At 64.5% G+C, this 13,989-nt stretch carries 14 protein-coding genes; 9 read left to right on the forward strand and 5 right to left on the reverse strand.

What is annotated here, in order from left to right; translation table 11 throughout:
* Window positions 1-9: 9 nt before the first annotated feature.
* Entirely contained in the window at window positions 10-612 is a 603-nt protein-coding gene (gene leuD, locus ABH924_RS13620; RefSeq protein ID WP_404499551.1) for a 3-isopropylmalate dehydratase small subunit, read from the forward strand.
* Window positions 613-710: 98 nt separating this feature from the next.
* On the opposite strand, the gene ABH924_RS13625 is transcribed toward leuD, so the two are convergent.
* Together ABH924_RS13625 and ABH924_RS13630 are read right to left on the reverse strand one after the other, a co-directional pair.
* On the reverse strand, window positions 711-1,019 hold the full coding sequence (locus ABH924_RS13625; protein WP_404499553.1) for a hypothetical protein: 309 nt from the start codon (window positions 1,017-1,019) through the stop codon (window positions 711-713).
* A gap of 8 nt (window positions 1,020-1,027) precedes the next feature.
* Window positions 1,028-1,462: a hypothetical protein gene (locus ABH924_RS13630; protein WP_404499555.1), complete on the reverse strand. Its 435-nt coding sequence runs from the start codon at window positions 1,460-1,462 to the stop codon at window positions 1,028-1,030.
* Window positions 1,463-1,977: 515 nt separating this feature from the next.
* On the opposite strand from ABH924_RS13630, the gene murA reads away from it, so the two are divergent.
* The 4 genes from murA to ABH924_RS13650 are packed head-to-tail and all read left to right on the forward strand — an operon-like array spanning window position 1,978 to window position 6,306.
* Window positions 1,978-3,303, forward strand: coding sequence for a UDP-N-acetylglucosamine 1-carboxyvinyltransferase (gene murA, locus ABH924_RS13635; RefSeq protein WP_059387657.1), 1,326 nt, complete (start codon window positions 1,978-1,980; stop codon window positions 3,301-3,303).
* A gap of 11 nt (window positions 3,304-3,314) precedes the next feature.
* A complete protein-coding gene (locus ABH924_RS13640) occupies window positions 3,315-4,091 on the forward strand; it encodes a lysophospholipid acyltransferase family protein (protein ID WP_404499557.1) in 777 nt (258 codons plus the stop codon).
* A gap of 17 nt (window positions 4,092-4,108) precedes the next feature.
* Complete coding sequence (locus ABH924_RS13645; RefSeq protein WP_404499614.1) at window positions 4,109-5,140, forward strand: NAD(P)H-dependent glycerol-3-phosphate dehydrogenase; 1,032 nt, start codon at window positions 4,109-4,111, stop codon at window positions 5,138-5,140.
* A gap of 17 nt (window positions 5,141-5,157) precedes the next feature.
* Window positions 5,158-6,306 (forward strand): D-alanine--D-alanine ligase family protein, encoded by a 1,149-nt coding sequence (locus ABH924_RS13650; protein ID WP_404499616.1) that lies wholly within the window; start codon window positions 5,158-5,160, stop codon window positions 6,304-6,306.
* A gap of 41 nt (window positions 6,307-6,347) precedes the next feature.
* Here ABH924_RS13650 and ABH924_RS13655 read toward each other — a convergent pair whose 3' ends face one another.
* Window positions 6,348-6,863 carry a DUF3515 family protein gene (locus ABH924_RS13655; protein ID WP_404499559.1) on the reverse strand — a complete coding sequence of 172 codons (516 nt, stop codon included), beginning with the start codon at window positions 6,861-6,863 and terminating at the stop codon, window positions 6,348-6,350.
* A gap of 84 nt (window positions 6,864-6,947) precedes the next feature.
* On the opposite strand from ABH924_RS13655, the gene thiL reads away from it, so the two are divergent.
* The 4 genes from thiL to rsmD are packed head-to-tail and all read left to right on the forward strand — an operon-like array spanning window position 6,948 to window position 11,914.
* A complete protein-coding gene (thiL, locus tag ABH924_RS13660; RefSeq protein ID WP_234751992.1) occupies window positions 6,948-7,961 on the forward strand; it encodes a thiamine-phosphate kinase in 1,014 nt (337 codons plus the stop codon).
* A gap of 22 nt (window positions 7,962-7,983) precedes the next feature.
* Window positions 7,984-9,027: a DAK2 domain-containing protein gene (locus ABH924_RS13665; RefSeq protein WP_404499618.1), complete on the forward strand. Its 1,044-nt coding sequence runs from the start codon at window positions 7,984-7,986 to the stop codon at window positions 9,025-9,027.
* Window positions 9,017-11,296, forward strand: coding sequence for an ATP-dependent DNA helicase RecG (locus ABH924_RS13670; RefSeq protein ID WP_404499561.1), 2,280 nt, complete (start codon window positions 9,017-9,019; stop codon window positions 11,294-11,296). The genes ABH924_RS13665 and ABH924_RS13670 overlap by 11 nt, the downstream gene beginning before the upstream one ends.
* Window positions 11,297-11,347: 51 nt before the next feature.
* Complete coding sequence (gene rsmD, locus ABH924_RS13675; RefSeq protein ID WP_234752004.1) at window positions 11,348-11,914, forward strand: 16S rRNA (guanine(966)-N(2))-methyltransferase RsmD; 567 nt, start codon at window positions 11,348-11,350, stop codon at window positions 11,912-11,914.
* A gap of 25 nt (window positions 11,915-11,939) precedes the next feature.
* Here the strand turns inward: rsmD and ABH924_RS13680 are convergent, their stop codons facing one another.
* Window positions 11,940-12,728 carry a spermidine synthase gene (locus tag ABH924_RS13680; protein WP_404499563.1) on the reverse strand — a complete coding sequence of 263 codons (789 nt, stop codon included), beginning with the start codon at window positions 12,726-12,728 and terminating at the stop codon, window positions 11,940-11,942.
* Between the two features lie 2 nt (window positions 12,729-12,730).
* On the reverse strand, window positions 12,731-13,960 hold the full coding sequence (locus ABH924_RS13685) for an aminotransferase class I/II-fold pyridoxal phosphate-dependent enzyme (protein WP_404499565.1): 1,230 nt from the start codon (window positions 13,958-13,960) through the stop codon (window positions 12,731-12,733).
* Window positions 13,961-13,989 lie beyond the last annotated feature (29 nt).

Genomic DNA, 13,989 nt, shown 5'->3' on the forward strand with positions numbered 1-13,989 from the left:
GAGGGCCCCATGGAAAAGTTCACCACCCACACCGGCATCGGTGTCCCGCTGCGCCAGAGCAATGTGGACACGGACCAGATCATTCCCGCGGTCTACCTGAAGCGGATTACCCGCACCGGTTTCGAAGACGCGCTGTTCTCAGCGTGGCGCAAGGACCCGTCCTTCATCCTGAACCAGGAACCCTTCAACGCCGGTTCCGTGCTTGTGGCGGGACCCGATTTTGGCACCGGTTCATCCCGCGAGCACGCAGTCTGGGCACTGAAGGACTACGGGTTCAAAGCCGTACTCTCCTCCCGGTTCGCGGATATTTTCCGCGGCAACTCGGGAAAGCAAGGCCTCCTGGCGGCCGAGCTTGCCCAGGACGACATCGAGCTCATCTGGAAGGTGCTCGAAAACGCGCCAGGCACCGATGTCAAGGTGGACCTCGTGTCCAAAACCGTTGAGTGCGGAAACGTCGTGGCACCCTTCGAGATCGATGACTACACCCGCTGGCGCCTCCTGGAAGGCCTGGATGACATCGGCCTCACGCTCCAGCACGAGGAAGACATCACGGCCTACGAGGCCACAAGGCCTTCCTTCAAGCCGAAAACCCTGCCGGCGCGAATCCAGTAGCCGGAAATCTAGCTTCTGCACCTTGAAAGGACCGGTGCACCCGAAGGAACGGGTGCGCCGGTCCTTTTCGTGTGCGTGACGCGTTTCGCCGGATGTGTTCATGGCCTGATCCCGGCGTTGTGCAGCTTCAACAAGAGTTCGGCGCCGTCTTTCGCTTCCGGCCACATCCAGCGGACTAGGGTCAATCCCGTTGCCCTCAGGCGGTCCTCCCGGATCTTTTCGGCCTTCAGCACGTCTTCCGGGCTGCGTCCGGCCAGATATTCGCCCCGACTGTATTTCGCCCAGCCATCGAATTCGCCCACGACGCCGTATTCCGGCCAATGGAAGTCCGAGTAACCGATCAGCCCTTGTGCGTCCCGATGCGCTGCCTGCAGTTCGGGCTTCGAAACACCGGCCAGTATCATCACGGCGCGGCTCAATGATTCGCCGGCGAACCGGACGCGGGATCAGCCGCCGCAAGTACTCTTTGCACTCGCCGTTGTTTGACTTTGCTCAGCCCACCGAGTTGAGAGAGGACTCTTTCGCCGAATTCCTCCGGGGATCGCCCCGATTGACTCCAGAACGAGGCTGCGCGGTCCGCGGCCGGCAACGATCCCGTGAGGGGCAACATGGCGGCGAGGTCCCTGATGGTCTGGTCCATGGAGGTAACCCGCAGGCCGTCCAGCATCACAACTTCGCAATCCTCCGGGACGGCCAAGCGGCGCCTTATGCCATTCCGGGACCTGCCGCCGCCAGGTCCCGGCATGACCAGCGTCTCGACTTCCTCAGGCACCTCGATCAGCGGCAGGCCCCACAACACGGCTGCTGATTGGCCGCAGAAGACCGGCGGCTTGCGGGCGGCGTCGTTCACGGCTTGGACTTTAACGCGGAACTGCTCCCACGGCTCAAGCTCCATCCATCGGCTGACCGGAAGGTACAAACCCCGACGAACCCGTACTAGTTCATTGCGCAGGGCCATTCTTGCAACCGTGCGCCCTCCATGGTCGTCCTTGGGGTTGGAATGCGGGGTTATCCATGGATCGGGCCGGAAAGGTGGCATGCCTCCAGCCTTAGGGGCACCGCGTCCGGCGGCCAGCCCGCCGTCGTCGTATGTGGAAAAGTCCTGCGAAAACGGGAACGAACGCGCCACGCGATGCGCGCTCGGGCCACCAACTGCACCAGCTATGGACCATGGCACCTGAACTACCGGGAGCGCCGGTCCTTTCCGGGTGCGGAGTTGATTCCGGCGCGCGCTCGGGTCACAACCGGCACCAGCAAACCCGCCTTCGCCACGCCTCCCCATTTCGAATCGGTAACGCCAGCTTTTATGCTTAGCTTGAGCCTTCGTAAGTGTGGGGGCATCAACTCGTGAGGAAACCGGTATAGATGAGTAGTGTTCTGACAATCCGCGGCGGCGTCCCTTTGACCGGCCGCGTCACCGTCAGAGGTGCCAAGAACCTTGTTCCCAAGGCCATGGTGGCTTCCCTCCTCGGCAACGAACCCTCGGTGCTGCGGAACGTCCCGGAAATCAAGGACGTGGAGGTAGTCACCAGCCTGTTGCAGCTCCATGGCGTGACTGTTCAGAAGGATCCCGTCACCGGTGATCTCACCCTGGATCCCAAGAATGCGAAGACTGCGTCCAGTACAGCGATCGACGCCCATGCCGGGGACTCCCGCATCCCGATCCTGCTGTGCGGTCCGTTGATCCATGCCATCGGCGAAGCATTCATTCCCGATCTCGGCGGCTGCAAGATCGGCGACCGGCCGATCGATTACCACTTGAACGTGCTCCGCCAGTTTGGTGCCGTCGTCGAAAAGCGTCCGGGCGGCATCCACATTTCCGCTCCCAAGGGTCTCCACGGCGCCAAGATCTCGCTCCCGTACCCGTCGGTGGGAGCCACGGAGCAAGTCCTGCTGAGTGCCACGCGCGCCGAGGGCATCACCGAACTCAGCGGTGCCGCGACCGAACCGGAGATCATCGACCTCATCGCTGTGCTGCAGAAGATGGGTGCCATCATCAGCGTCCAGACCGATCGAACCATCCGGATCGAAGGCGTTCGGGACTTGGGTGGCTACGACCACCGCGCGCTGGCAGACCGCAATGAATCGGCGTCGTGGGCTTCCGCTGCCCTGGTGACCCGCGGAGACATCTTCGTGGAGGGTGCCTCCCAGCGGGACATGATGACTTTCCTCAACACCTACCGCAAGGTGGGCGGCGGAATGGATATCCGCGAGGACGGCATCCGCTTCTACCACCCCGGCGGAAAGCTGAGCCCGCTGGTCCTTGAAACGGATGTGCACCCGGGCTTCATGACCGATTGGCAACAGCCGCTTGTGGTCGCCTTGACGCAGGCTGAAGGCGTGTCGATTGTCCACGAAACCGTGTACGAAAACCGCTTCGGCTTCACCGACGCCCTGACCCGCATGGGCGCAACCATCCAGGTCCACCGCGAATGCCTTGGGAGCGTGCCGTGCCGCTTCGGCCAGCGCAATTTCCTGCATTCCGCCGTCGTCTCAGGACCCACTCCGCTGAGGGGCACCGACATCGACATTCCCGACCTCCGTGGCGGATTCAGCCACCTTATTGCGGCGCTCGCCGCGACCGGCACGTCGAGGGTGACCGGGATCGACATCATCAACCGCGGCTACGAGCGCTTCACTGAAAAGCTTGCCGGGCTGGGCGCCGATTTCGACCTCACCGAATCCAAGTAACGGGGGACACCTTGAAGGAATCGGCCCAGAGCCGTGCCATGTTCGCTGTTCTTGCGGGAGCTGCGCGACCGCTCATGAACATCCTCATGGCAAAGAAGTGGGAGGGTACCGAAAAGCTCCCCGCGGGTGGCTTCATCGCCGCCCCGAACCACTGCACCGAGATCGACCCCATCGTCGTGGGGCACATGCTCTACAACATGAAGCGTCCACCGCATTTCCTCGCGAAAGCGGGCCTCTTCAAGGCCCCCGTCCTCGGTAGCCTGTTGCGCGCCACGAACCAGATTCCAGTGGAGCGCTCGACGACGGGGGCGAACCGCTCGTTGCAAGCCGCCCAGGAAGTGGTGGATGCCGGCGGGGCCATCATCATCTATCCGGAGGGCACCCTGACGCGCGATCCGGATTTGTGGCCGATGAAGGGCCACACGGGAGCTGCGCGCCTGGCAATCCAGACCGGCGCCCCCGTGGTACCCATTGCCCATTGGGGTGCCCATGAGGTGTTCCCCCGGTACGCCAAGCGCCTGCACGTCTTACCGCGGAAGACCTCCCGCATCCTGGTAGGCGATCCCGTGGACCTCAGCGCTTTCCAGGGCCGGCCACTCGACCGGGCCACCTTGGTTGAGGCTACGGACATCATCATGGGTGCCATCACGGAGCTTCTTGCTACATTGCGGGGGGAAGAACCGCCCAAGGAACGCTGGGATCCTGCCGCCCACAACCAGTCGAAGCACGGTCGCTTCCAAGCGACTGAAGGAACCTCGGGCACCGACGGCACGGACGGACAGAAGTGACCTCCGGAGAAGAACTCATGGCCGACACAGGTGTTGTCGCCGTGCTTGGCGCGGGATCCTGGGGCACGACGTTCGCAAAGGTCCTGGCGGATGCTGCACTTGCCACCGGTGCGGAGCGCAGTATCCGCATTTGGGGCCGGCGGGACGAAGTGGTTGCCCAGATCAATGCGGAACACCGCAACGCCCAGTACTTGAAGGACATTGCGCTGCCCGATTCCATCACGGCCTCAACAGATGTGGCCGAGGTCCTTGCGGGCGCCGGAATCGTAATTCTGGCCGTGCCGGCCCAGTCGCTTCGGCTTCAACTGCGCAAATGGAAACCACTGGTGGCCCCTGGCGCCGTGGTCGTTTCCCTTATGAAGGGCCTTGAACTCGGTACGGATTCCCGCATGAGCCAGGTCATTTCCGAGGAACTCGATATTCCCCAGGAGCGGGTGGCCGTTGTTTCGGGACCCAACCTGGCGATGGAGATCGCGCGCCAGGAACCGACGGCCTCCGTGGTGGCCTGCAGCGACGAAGCTACGGCTGCATCATTCGCGCTCTACTGCACCGCGCCGTACTTCCGCCCCTACACGAGCAACGATGTGGTCGGCGTCGAAATCGGGGGGATCGTGAAAAACGTGATCGCCCTGGCCGTCGGTATCTGCGAAGGCAAGCAAATGGGCGACAACACCAAGGCCTCGGTGATCACCCGCGGGCTCGCGGAGACCTCTCGGCTGGCCCTTGCCCTGGGTGGCGACGCGCGCACGATGGCAGGCCTTGCCGGACTGGGGGACCTCGTGGCTACCTGCTCTTCGCCCCTGTCCCGGAACCACACGGCGGGTCGATTGCTCGGCGAAGGTTTGACCCTGGATCAGGTCACCGAGCGTATGACGCAGACGGCGGAAGGCATTAAATCCGGGTACGCTGTCTACGAACTAGCCGGAAAACTCGGTGTCGACATGCCGATCACCGCGGCCGTGGTAGCCGTCCTCGAAGGCAAACTATCCGTTGATGAACTTGGGCCCAGACTCCTGGCCCGCTCCCTGAAGTCCGAAGGCGATTACTAACTGTGACCGAAGAATCCCTGTCTGCCGGAACTGCCGAGTCCGCGAAGCCAGCCGAACATCGGCGGCCTCGCGTCGCCGTACTCTTTGGCGGCCGATCCAGCGAGCACGCCGTCAGCTGTGTGACGGCGGCGGGCGTCATGGGCGCTATCGACAAGAGCAAGTACGACGTCGTCCCCATCGGGATAGCCAAGTCGGGGCAGTGGGTGATCCCCTCCGCTGACATCAGCCAGTGGTCGCTGAGCGCCTCGGCCTTGCCTGAGGTCCTGCCTTCGGGAAAGACCGTAACCCTCGCTGAAGTGGGTGGAGCCCACCAATTGATCGTCACAGCACCGAATGCGGTGCCCGAGGAACTGGGCTCCGTGGACGTCGTGTTTCCGCTCCTGCACGGCCCTTGGGGCGAAGACGGCACTGTCCAGGGGCTCTTGGAGCTCTCGGACACCCGCTACGTGGGAGCCGGAGTCCTCGCATCCGCCGTCGGCATGGACAAGCATTTCATGAAGGTCGTTTTCGAGGCCGCCGGACTTACGGTGGGACCGTATGTCGCCGTCACTGACCGTGAATGGATCAACGACGCCGAAGCCGTGCGCAAACGCGTGGACCGCCTCGGCTTTCCGGTCTTCGTGAAGCCCGCCCGCGCCGGTTCCTCGATGGGGATTTCCAAAGTCGATTCCATGGACGGGTTGGATGCCGCTATCGAAGAAGCACGGCGGCATGACCTCAAACTGGTGATCGAGGCCGGCATTGTTGGCCGTGAAATCGAGTGTGCGGTCCTTGAAGGACGAGGCACCGCGGCCCCGCGAACCTCCATGCCGGGGGAAATCGCCGTCGCTCCAGGCGAACACGAGTTCTACGACTTCAACGCCAAGTATGTGGAGGACGGCGCCGCCGCCCTTAGCTGCCCGGCCGATATTCCGGACGAGGCCATTGCGCGCGTCCGTGAGCTCGCTGCGGCTGCGTTCGATGCTGTGGGTGCAGAAGGCCTCAGCCGCGTGGACTTTTTCTACACTCCGGACGGCGAACTCATCATCAACGAGATCAACACGATGCCCGGATTCACCCCGAAGAGCATGTATCCGCAAATGTGGGCGGCTTCCGGGCTGGGCTACGCCGAGTTGATCGACGAACTCATCTACCTGGCCCTCAACCGGAAAACGGGCCTGCGTTGATAACCGGCCTGCGCTGATAACCGGCCTGGCTGCCGCGTCTGCTACTTGCCAGGGGTGCTCGTGGGCAGGTTCTGCAGCAGCTCAGGCTGCCCGATGCACTTGCGAACGGCCTTGATTTTCGCTGCGGCGGGAGCCAGATCGGCAAGGACCGTGGCGGAGCTGATCTTATTCGGGTCCATGAGGATTTCAGTGGCGGGCTCGCGCCCGTACGTGGTCAGGGTCCACACCGGGTCGCCTTCCTTGATGACCCAGTCGACGTCGTTGACGGTGACGCAACGGTCCGTGGTGGGGCCGGGCACATTGACGCCGCAACGCAGAATCAACACAGACGGATCCCCCCATGCCGCCGTGGCCTGGCTGTTGGTCTTCCGCAGGGCGGCGCCGCCGATGGTGTCCGGGAGCGACACCATCATGGGCGCGCAGGCAGCATTCGCGGCATCAGCCGCGGGCTTGACGTCGACGACGGGAGAGCAGGCTGCAAGGGTAAGGACCGAAACCGCCGCGGCTGTCAAGGAACAGAGGGCGCGGACGTACACAGCGGCGTTCGTTTGTTGCATTGATCAAGCCTATCGCGGCTGCGGCAAGCCCCTGGCGCCAAGGGGCAGCCCTTTGTTGTCGGCGGTTCGCGATAGCGTAGAGCTGTGTCCATAGAACAACAGACTGTCGGCGAACTCTCCGAAGGCGAGCTGCTCGCGCGCATCTTTCCGCGCCTGAACCACAGCAGCAGCGTGCTGCTCGGGCCGGGGGACGACGCCGCCGTCGTCGCCGCCCCGGATGGCCGGACCCTCATTTCCATCGACACCCAGACCCAGGACCAGGACTTCCGCCTGGAATGGAACAACGGATACCGGACGACGGGCTATGACGTCGGCTGGAAATCGGCAGCGCAGAATCTCAGCGACATCAACGCGATGGGTGGTACCGCAGTGTCCCTCGTCGTCAGCCTGACCATGCCGCCCGGCACTCCGGTGCAGTGGGTCGAGGACTTCGCGGATGGCCTGACGGCGGGCATCGTCGGCTTGGGGGCTGCCGATTGTTCGGTTGCCGGGGGAGACCTGGGCCGTGGCCGCGAAATCGGGGTGACCGTCGCCGTCGTCGGGACAATGCACGGGCTCCCTGCTGTGTTGCGCTCCGGGGCCCGTCCGGGAGACATCCTGGCCCTTGCCGGAAGTGTTGGCCGCGCCGCAGCCGGCCTGGCCCTGCTTGAAAGCACCATACCCCTAGGCAAGCTGAACGCTGCCCAGCGCGGACTCATGGACAGCCAGTGCAGGCCGCAGCCGCCTCTCGCCGCGGGACCGCAGGGTGCCAAGGCAGGAGCAACGGCCATGATGGATGTCTCCGACGGGCTCTTGCGCGACGGCGCCCGCCTCGCCGAAGCCAGTGGCGTCGCACTCGACCTCGACCCCATCGCGCTCAAGGCCCTTGCCACTCCCCTGGAAGCTGCCTCGGCTCCCCTTGGCCGCGATCCCATGGACTGGATCCTGGGGGGCGGAGAGGACCATGGTCTGCTGGCGACATTTCCAGCCAATGTTCAGCGACCTTCCGGCTTCACTGCGATAGGCTCGATCCAGGCCGTTGCCGAAGGACAGCACAGCGGCGTCCGGATAGCGGGAATGCCCGTTGACACCGTGGGATGGGATCACTTTGCAGACTAAGATTGCCGCCAATACGCACGCCATGAAGCGGTGGCTGGGCAAAGCGGAGACGACGCTCGGGAACCACAGCGACCGCCTCAACGCCATCAACATCTTCCCGGTGGCAGATGGCGACACCGGCACCAACCTCTACCTCACTGTCCGCGCCGCTGCGGCAGTATTCGCCGATCGTTCCACGGCGGACGAACCGGTAAACGACGTCGGCGCCGTTCTGGCCGCGGCAGGACGGGCGGCCATGGAGCAGGCCCGGGGTAACTCCGGAACACTTTTTGCCGTCTTTTTGTGCGCAGTGGCTGAGCCGCTGGCCGGGCACACGCGCCTCAGTGCGCCCCTGCTGGCCGCAGCCCTCAACCGGGCCCAGATCAGGGCTTGGTCGGCCTTGAGCGAGCCGGTACCGGGCACCATGCTCTCCGTTCTCGAAGCCGCCGCCAGGGCAGCGGGCGAATGCGATACTGCGCACAACCGCGATGACAGCAACCAGGCGCTGGGACTGGCCCTCGATGCCGCTGTCAATGCCGCGCTGGATGCAGTAGTGCGAACCGAGGACCAACTCGCCCCGCTGCACGCCGCCCATGTAGTGGACGCGGGCGGGGTGGGCATGTTGTTGATCCTGGACTGCCTGCGTTCGGCTGTGCTCGGCGAAGAACTCCAGGATGAACTCCTGGACGGGCTGCACGGCTACGACCTGCAGGATCCGCACATCCATGCTGGAATGCCGGACGACGACGGCGTCGAGGTCATGTGCACCATCAGCCTTTCACCGCTGGCCGCCGCCACGCTCCGTCAGCGATTGGACGAACTCGGCGACTCCGTCATCATGAGCCAGGTCGGCAGCGCAAGCCAGGTGGGCGGCCTGTCGGGGCCGAATGATGCCGGGGACGACGATGACGATGAGGACGTCGCAGAAGCCAGCTACCGTTGGCGCGTGCATGTCCACGTTCCGGAAGCTGAACCCGCCGTGGCAGTCATCCGCTCACTCGGCGAGCCCACCGACATCTCCGTCAGCCAGCTCTCGATGCCGCGCGACCCAGGCCTTCCGGCAGGCCAGCACGGGCATGAATACTGAGCTTCACCTTCCCCTCGAGCGGAGGATCGGCAAGCGCTCCGCGTCCGTCATCGAGAAGCACCTTGGCCTGGACACCGTCGGGGAGCTGCTGAACTACTTTCCCCGCCGTTACCTGAGCCGTGGGGAGCTGACGCCCATCAGCAAACTCCCGTTGGATGAAGAGGCCACCCTCATCGCCAGGGTCCTGTCCAATTCAACCCGGCAAATGCGTGCAAGACGGGGATCGTTGACGGACGTCGTGGTCACGGACGAGGCCAGCGGTGAGCAGATTCCCGGAACATTGAAAATCAGTTTCTTCAACGGCTTCCGTGCCCGCAGCGAGCTTCAGCCGGGGCGCCGTGTGATGTTCTCCGGCAAGGTCAGCCGCTACGGGGGATCCTTGGGCATGACCAATCCGGACTTCATGCTGCTCGACGAGGACCCGGAGCTGGCCGGTTCCGTCGATCCGGAAAAGCTGGCGGCCATGCCCATTCCCGTGTATCCGGCCACCGCGAAGCTCACCAGTTGGTCCATCCACAAGGTCATCACCACGCTGCTGGACACCATCGATGTGGACAGCATCGAGGATCCGCTGCCTGCCGAAATTGCGTCCCGGGAGAAATTCCTGGGGGTCGGGGAAGCGTACCGGCTGATCCATTCGCCGGAAACGGCGGCGGACTGGCAACGTGCCCGTGACCGGTTCCGCTACCAGGAGGCACTGGTTCTGCAGACTGCCTTGGCGCGGCGCAGGGCCCAGCTGGCTGCCGAAGAGGCAACCGCTCGCCGCCCCGTGCCCGAAGGGCTCCTTGCTGCCTTCGACCGGCACCTGCCGTTCACGCTGACTGCCGGCCAGGCCGCCGTCGGAAAGACGCTTTCCCACGAGCTGGCACAGGACTCGCCGATGAACCGCTTGCTGCAGGGCGAAGTTGGTTCCGGAAAAACGATCGTGGCCTTGCGGGCCATGCTGCAAGTGGTGGATGCCGGCGGGCAGGCGGCACTGCTTGCCCCCACGGAGGTCCTCGCGGCACAGCACTTCGATTCCATCCGGAGGACCCTGGGCCCGCTGGCCCGCGACGGGTTGTTCGGAGGCGCCGGGATGCTGGGCGGGGCCGGATTGTTGGACAGCGACCCCGGGAAGGGCCCCGGATCGGTCCAGGTCGCCTTGCTGACAGGCTCCATGCCGACGGTTGCCCGCAAGCAAGCCATGCTGGACGCGGCCTCGGGCAACGCCGGCATTGTGATCGGCACCCACGCGCTGCTCAGTGACAAAACCTCGTTCCAGGACCTCGGCCTGATCGTGGTGGACGAGCAGCATCGCTTTGGGGTGGAACAGCGCGACGCCCTGCGTGCCAAAGCCAACCGGCCGCCCCACCTGCTCGTGATGACCGCTACTCCGATTCCGCGCACCGTCGCCATGACCGTCTTCGGCGACCTCGAAACGTCCGTGTTGGACGAACTCCCTGCAGGCCGGGCGCCCATCTCCACCCACGTCGTCGGGCTCGCGGAAAACCCGGGCTGGGCGGGCAGGATCTGGAAACGCTCCCGGGAAGAGATCGACGCCGGCCACCAGGTGTACGTCGTGTGCCCCAAGATCGGAGACGACGACGACGGCGACTTCAGCCCGGGCGAAGCGGAACCAAGCGACGCCGAACTTTCGGAGGAGGGCCCCGCACGCGAGCTCGCTTCGGTGACCGCCGTCGTCGAAACGCTCAGCCAGGAGCCCGCCCTCCGCGGCGTCCGCGTGGAGCCCCTCCACGGACGGCAGGATCCGGCACTCAAGTCCGAAACCATGGCCTCATTCACTGCCAACCAGACCCAGCTGCTGGTGTCCACCACGGTGATCGAGGTGGGTGTGGATGTCCATAACGCCTCGCTGATGGTGATCCTTGATGCTGACCGTTTCGGCATTTCACAACTTCACCAGCTGCGCGGGAGGGTGGGCCGCGGCGGTCTTCCAGGCACGTGCCTGCTGGTCACGACGCTTGAGCCCGGCCATCCCAGCCGCAGGCGCCTTGACGCCGTTGCGTCGACTACCGACGGCTTCGAACTTTCCCAGGAAGACCTCAAGCTGCGCCGCGAAGGCGATATCCTGGGCGCCTCGCAATCCGGTGGGCGTTCCACCCTTAAGCTGTTGCGGGTCCTGGAGCATGAGGACGTGATTGCCCGCGCCCGCACTGATGCCCAGCGGCTCGTCGCGGAAGATCCCGGGCTGGAGGGCCAACAGGCACTGGCCGCCGCGATTGACGAATATCTGAACCCCGAAAAGGAGGCGTTCCTTGAACGCGGCTAAGGAATCCACGCCTGAAGGTACGCCTGATTGTGCTGCCCCCGGAGTTGGCCGGTGAGCCGGATTATTGCCGGCGTGGTCGGCGGCAATCCGCTGGTCAGCGTCCCCGGAAACGCCACCAGGCCCACGACGGACCGCGTCAAAGAGGCCTTGTTCTCGCGGCTCGAGGCCCTCGACGCCATCGACGATGCCCGGGTCCTGGATCTTTATGCGGGTTCGGGGTCGCTCGGCATCGAAAGTGCCAGCCGGGGCGCGCGCTCGGCCGAACTCGTGGAATTTGATGCACGCGCCTCCGAGGTCTGCCAGCGAAATGCAGACATGGCGAACCAGGTGCTGGGACGCAGAATTGTCTCCGTCAATCGTTCCAAGGTGGAGTCCTTCCTGGAACGTGCGGCGGATGACGTCCTCTGGGACCTGGTGTTCCTGGATCCGCCGTATCCCTTGGATGAGCCTTCCCTGAAGGCTGTCCTCGCAAAGCTTGCCTTCCACCTGGATGAAGGCGCCGTGGTGGTCGTCGAGCGTTCCTCTCGGTCCCCGGAACCTGACTGGCCGGACACCCTCGAACGGTTTGCCGACAAGAAGTACGGCGAGACCAAGCTCTGGTTCGCCGAACCCGTCTAGCGCATGCCTGGCCGGAGCTGCGGCGCTAGCCCGATAGGCGGTCCAACTCCACTCCGCTCAGCACCGCCGCGGGGTGCGGGCCACGGGCGAGGAGTTCCGCCGTCCACTCGGCCGGCCACGGCCGGCGCGTCCCCACCAGGATGATGTTTCCGGGGTAGCGGCCGGCGAACATGCCGCTCTCGGCGAAGGCTGCAACGTCGGGCATCGCCCGGCGCATCGCGGCGACCTGGCTGCGCACCAGGCTCAGGGCTGCCTCGTCGCCGACGTTGACGATGAGCACCCCATCGGGCCGGAGCCGCGCCGCGGCCTCTTCATAGAACTCCTGGCAGGCGATATGCGCCGGTGCCTCGGGACCGGAGAAGATGTCCAGGATCACGACGTCGAACTCGAGTTCCGCGGGCAGCTCGGCGAGGGTTTCGCGTGCGTCGCCGATATGCGTCTCCAAGCGGGTGCCGTCCGGCATGGGCAACTTCTGCAGCACGAAGTCGAGCAATTCACGTTCGAGTTCGACGGCGTGCTGTTCCGAACCGGGCCTTGTCGCCTCGATGTAGCGGGCCAGGGTCAAGGCCCCTGCGCCGAGATGAAGGGCAGTGATGGCTTGCCCGCCTGGCGCGAGCAGATCCACCACATGGCCGATCCTGCGCAGGTACTCGTAGAAGATTTCCGCGGGTTCCGCGAGATTGACGTGGGATTGCTCGGTGTCACCGATGCGGAGGATGTAGGCGCCGTCAATCAGCGTGTCGGCTTCGATCGCGGCATGTTGGCCGGTGGTCCGCAGGAAACGCCGTCCCTCGTGGTTTTGCCCCGTTGACACAGTCAGAGCTTGTCCCGCAGGGTGGCCAGCCTGGCGGCCGCTTCTTCCAGCACTTCGGTCTTCTTGCAGAACGCGAATCGGAGAAGGCTGCGCGTCCTTTCCGCGCCTTCCGGGTGGCAAAACACGGGAACGGGGATGGCAGCCACTCCCACGAGCCCCGGCAGCCTTCGTGCCAAGTCCACGGAGTCGCTGATGCCGAGGGGCGCGGTGTCCACGTTGATGAAGTATGTTCCCTGGGGCGTGTAGACGCCGAAGCCGGCGGCCCGCAGTCCCTCGGCCAGGATGTCCCGCTTGTGCTGGAGAGTGGACGCGATGCCGGTGTAGAACTCATCGGGAAGGGCAAGGCCTACCGCGATCGCGCTTTGGAAGGGGGTGCCGGAACTGTAGCTGAGGAATTGTTTGACTGTGCGGATCGCCGCCACAAGGTGGGCCGGTCCGCTGAGCCAGCCGATCTTCCAGCCGGTGAACGAGAACGTCTTTCCGGCCGAGGAAATCGTGACACTTCGTTCGGCCGCTCCGGGGATGCTGGCGACCGGAAGGTGCTGCACACCGAAGGTAAGGTGCTCGTAGACTTCATCGCTGAGGATCACGGCATCGTATTTCCGGGCGAGCTCGACGACGCGTTCCAGCACCTCGCGAGGGAAGACCGCGCCCGTGGGATTGTGCGGGTTGTTGAGGAGCACAACCTTCGTGCGCTCACTGAATGCCGATTCCATGGCATCCACGTCCGGAAGGAAGTCCGGCGCCAGCAGGGGAGCGGTCACGTGCTTGGCCCCGGCGAGTCCGATGATGGCGCCATAAGAGTCGTAGAAGGGCTCGAAGGTCAGCACCTCGTCGCCGGGTTCGATGAATGCGAGCAATGAGGCTGCGATGGCTTCGGTGGCCCCGGTAGTCACAATGACCTCGGTCTGCGGGTCCGGGGTCAGTCCGTAGAAGCGTTCCTGGTGTGCGGCGATGGCCTCGCGAAGTTCGGGGATGCCTTTGCCAGGCGCGTACTGGTTGGCTCCGGCCGTGATGGCTGCCTGCGCTGCTGCCTTGATTTCCGCCGGGCCGTCCTCGTCCGGGAATCCTTGGCCCAGGTTGATGGCACCGGTGGATATTGCCAGGGTGGTCATCTCTTCGAAGATGGTCACTCCGAGGCTGCCGTCGGCCGAAAGCAGGTTGGCTCCGCTGGCGGCCCGTTGCCAAGGGGCGACAGACGTGTTCTGGCTGAGAGAGGCCGGGCTCGTCACTGTGGGGCTGCCTTCCTGGGTGCTGGCTT

This window comes from Arthrobacter sp. GAS37, assembly GCF_044908325.1.
Lineage (GTDB): Bacteria > Actinomycetota > Actinomycetes > Actinomycetales > Micrococcaceae > Arthrobacter > Arthrobacter ramosus.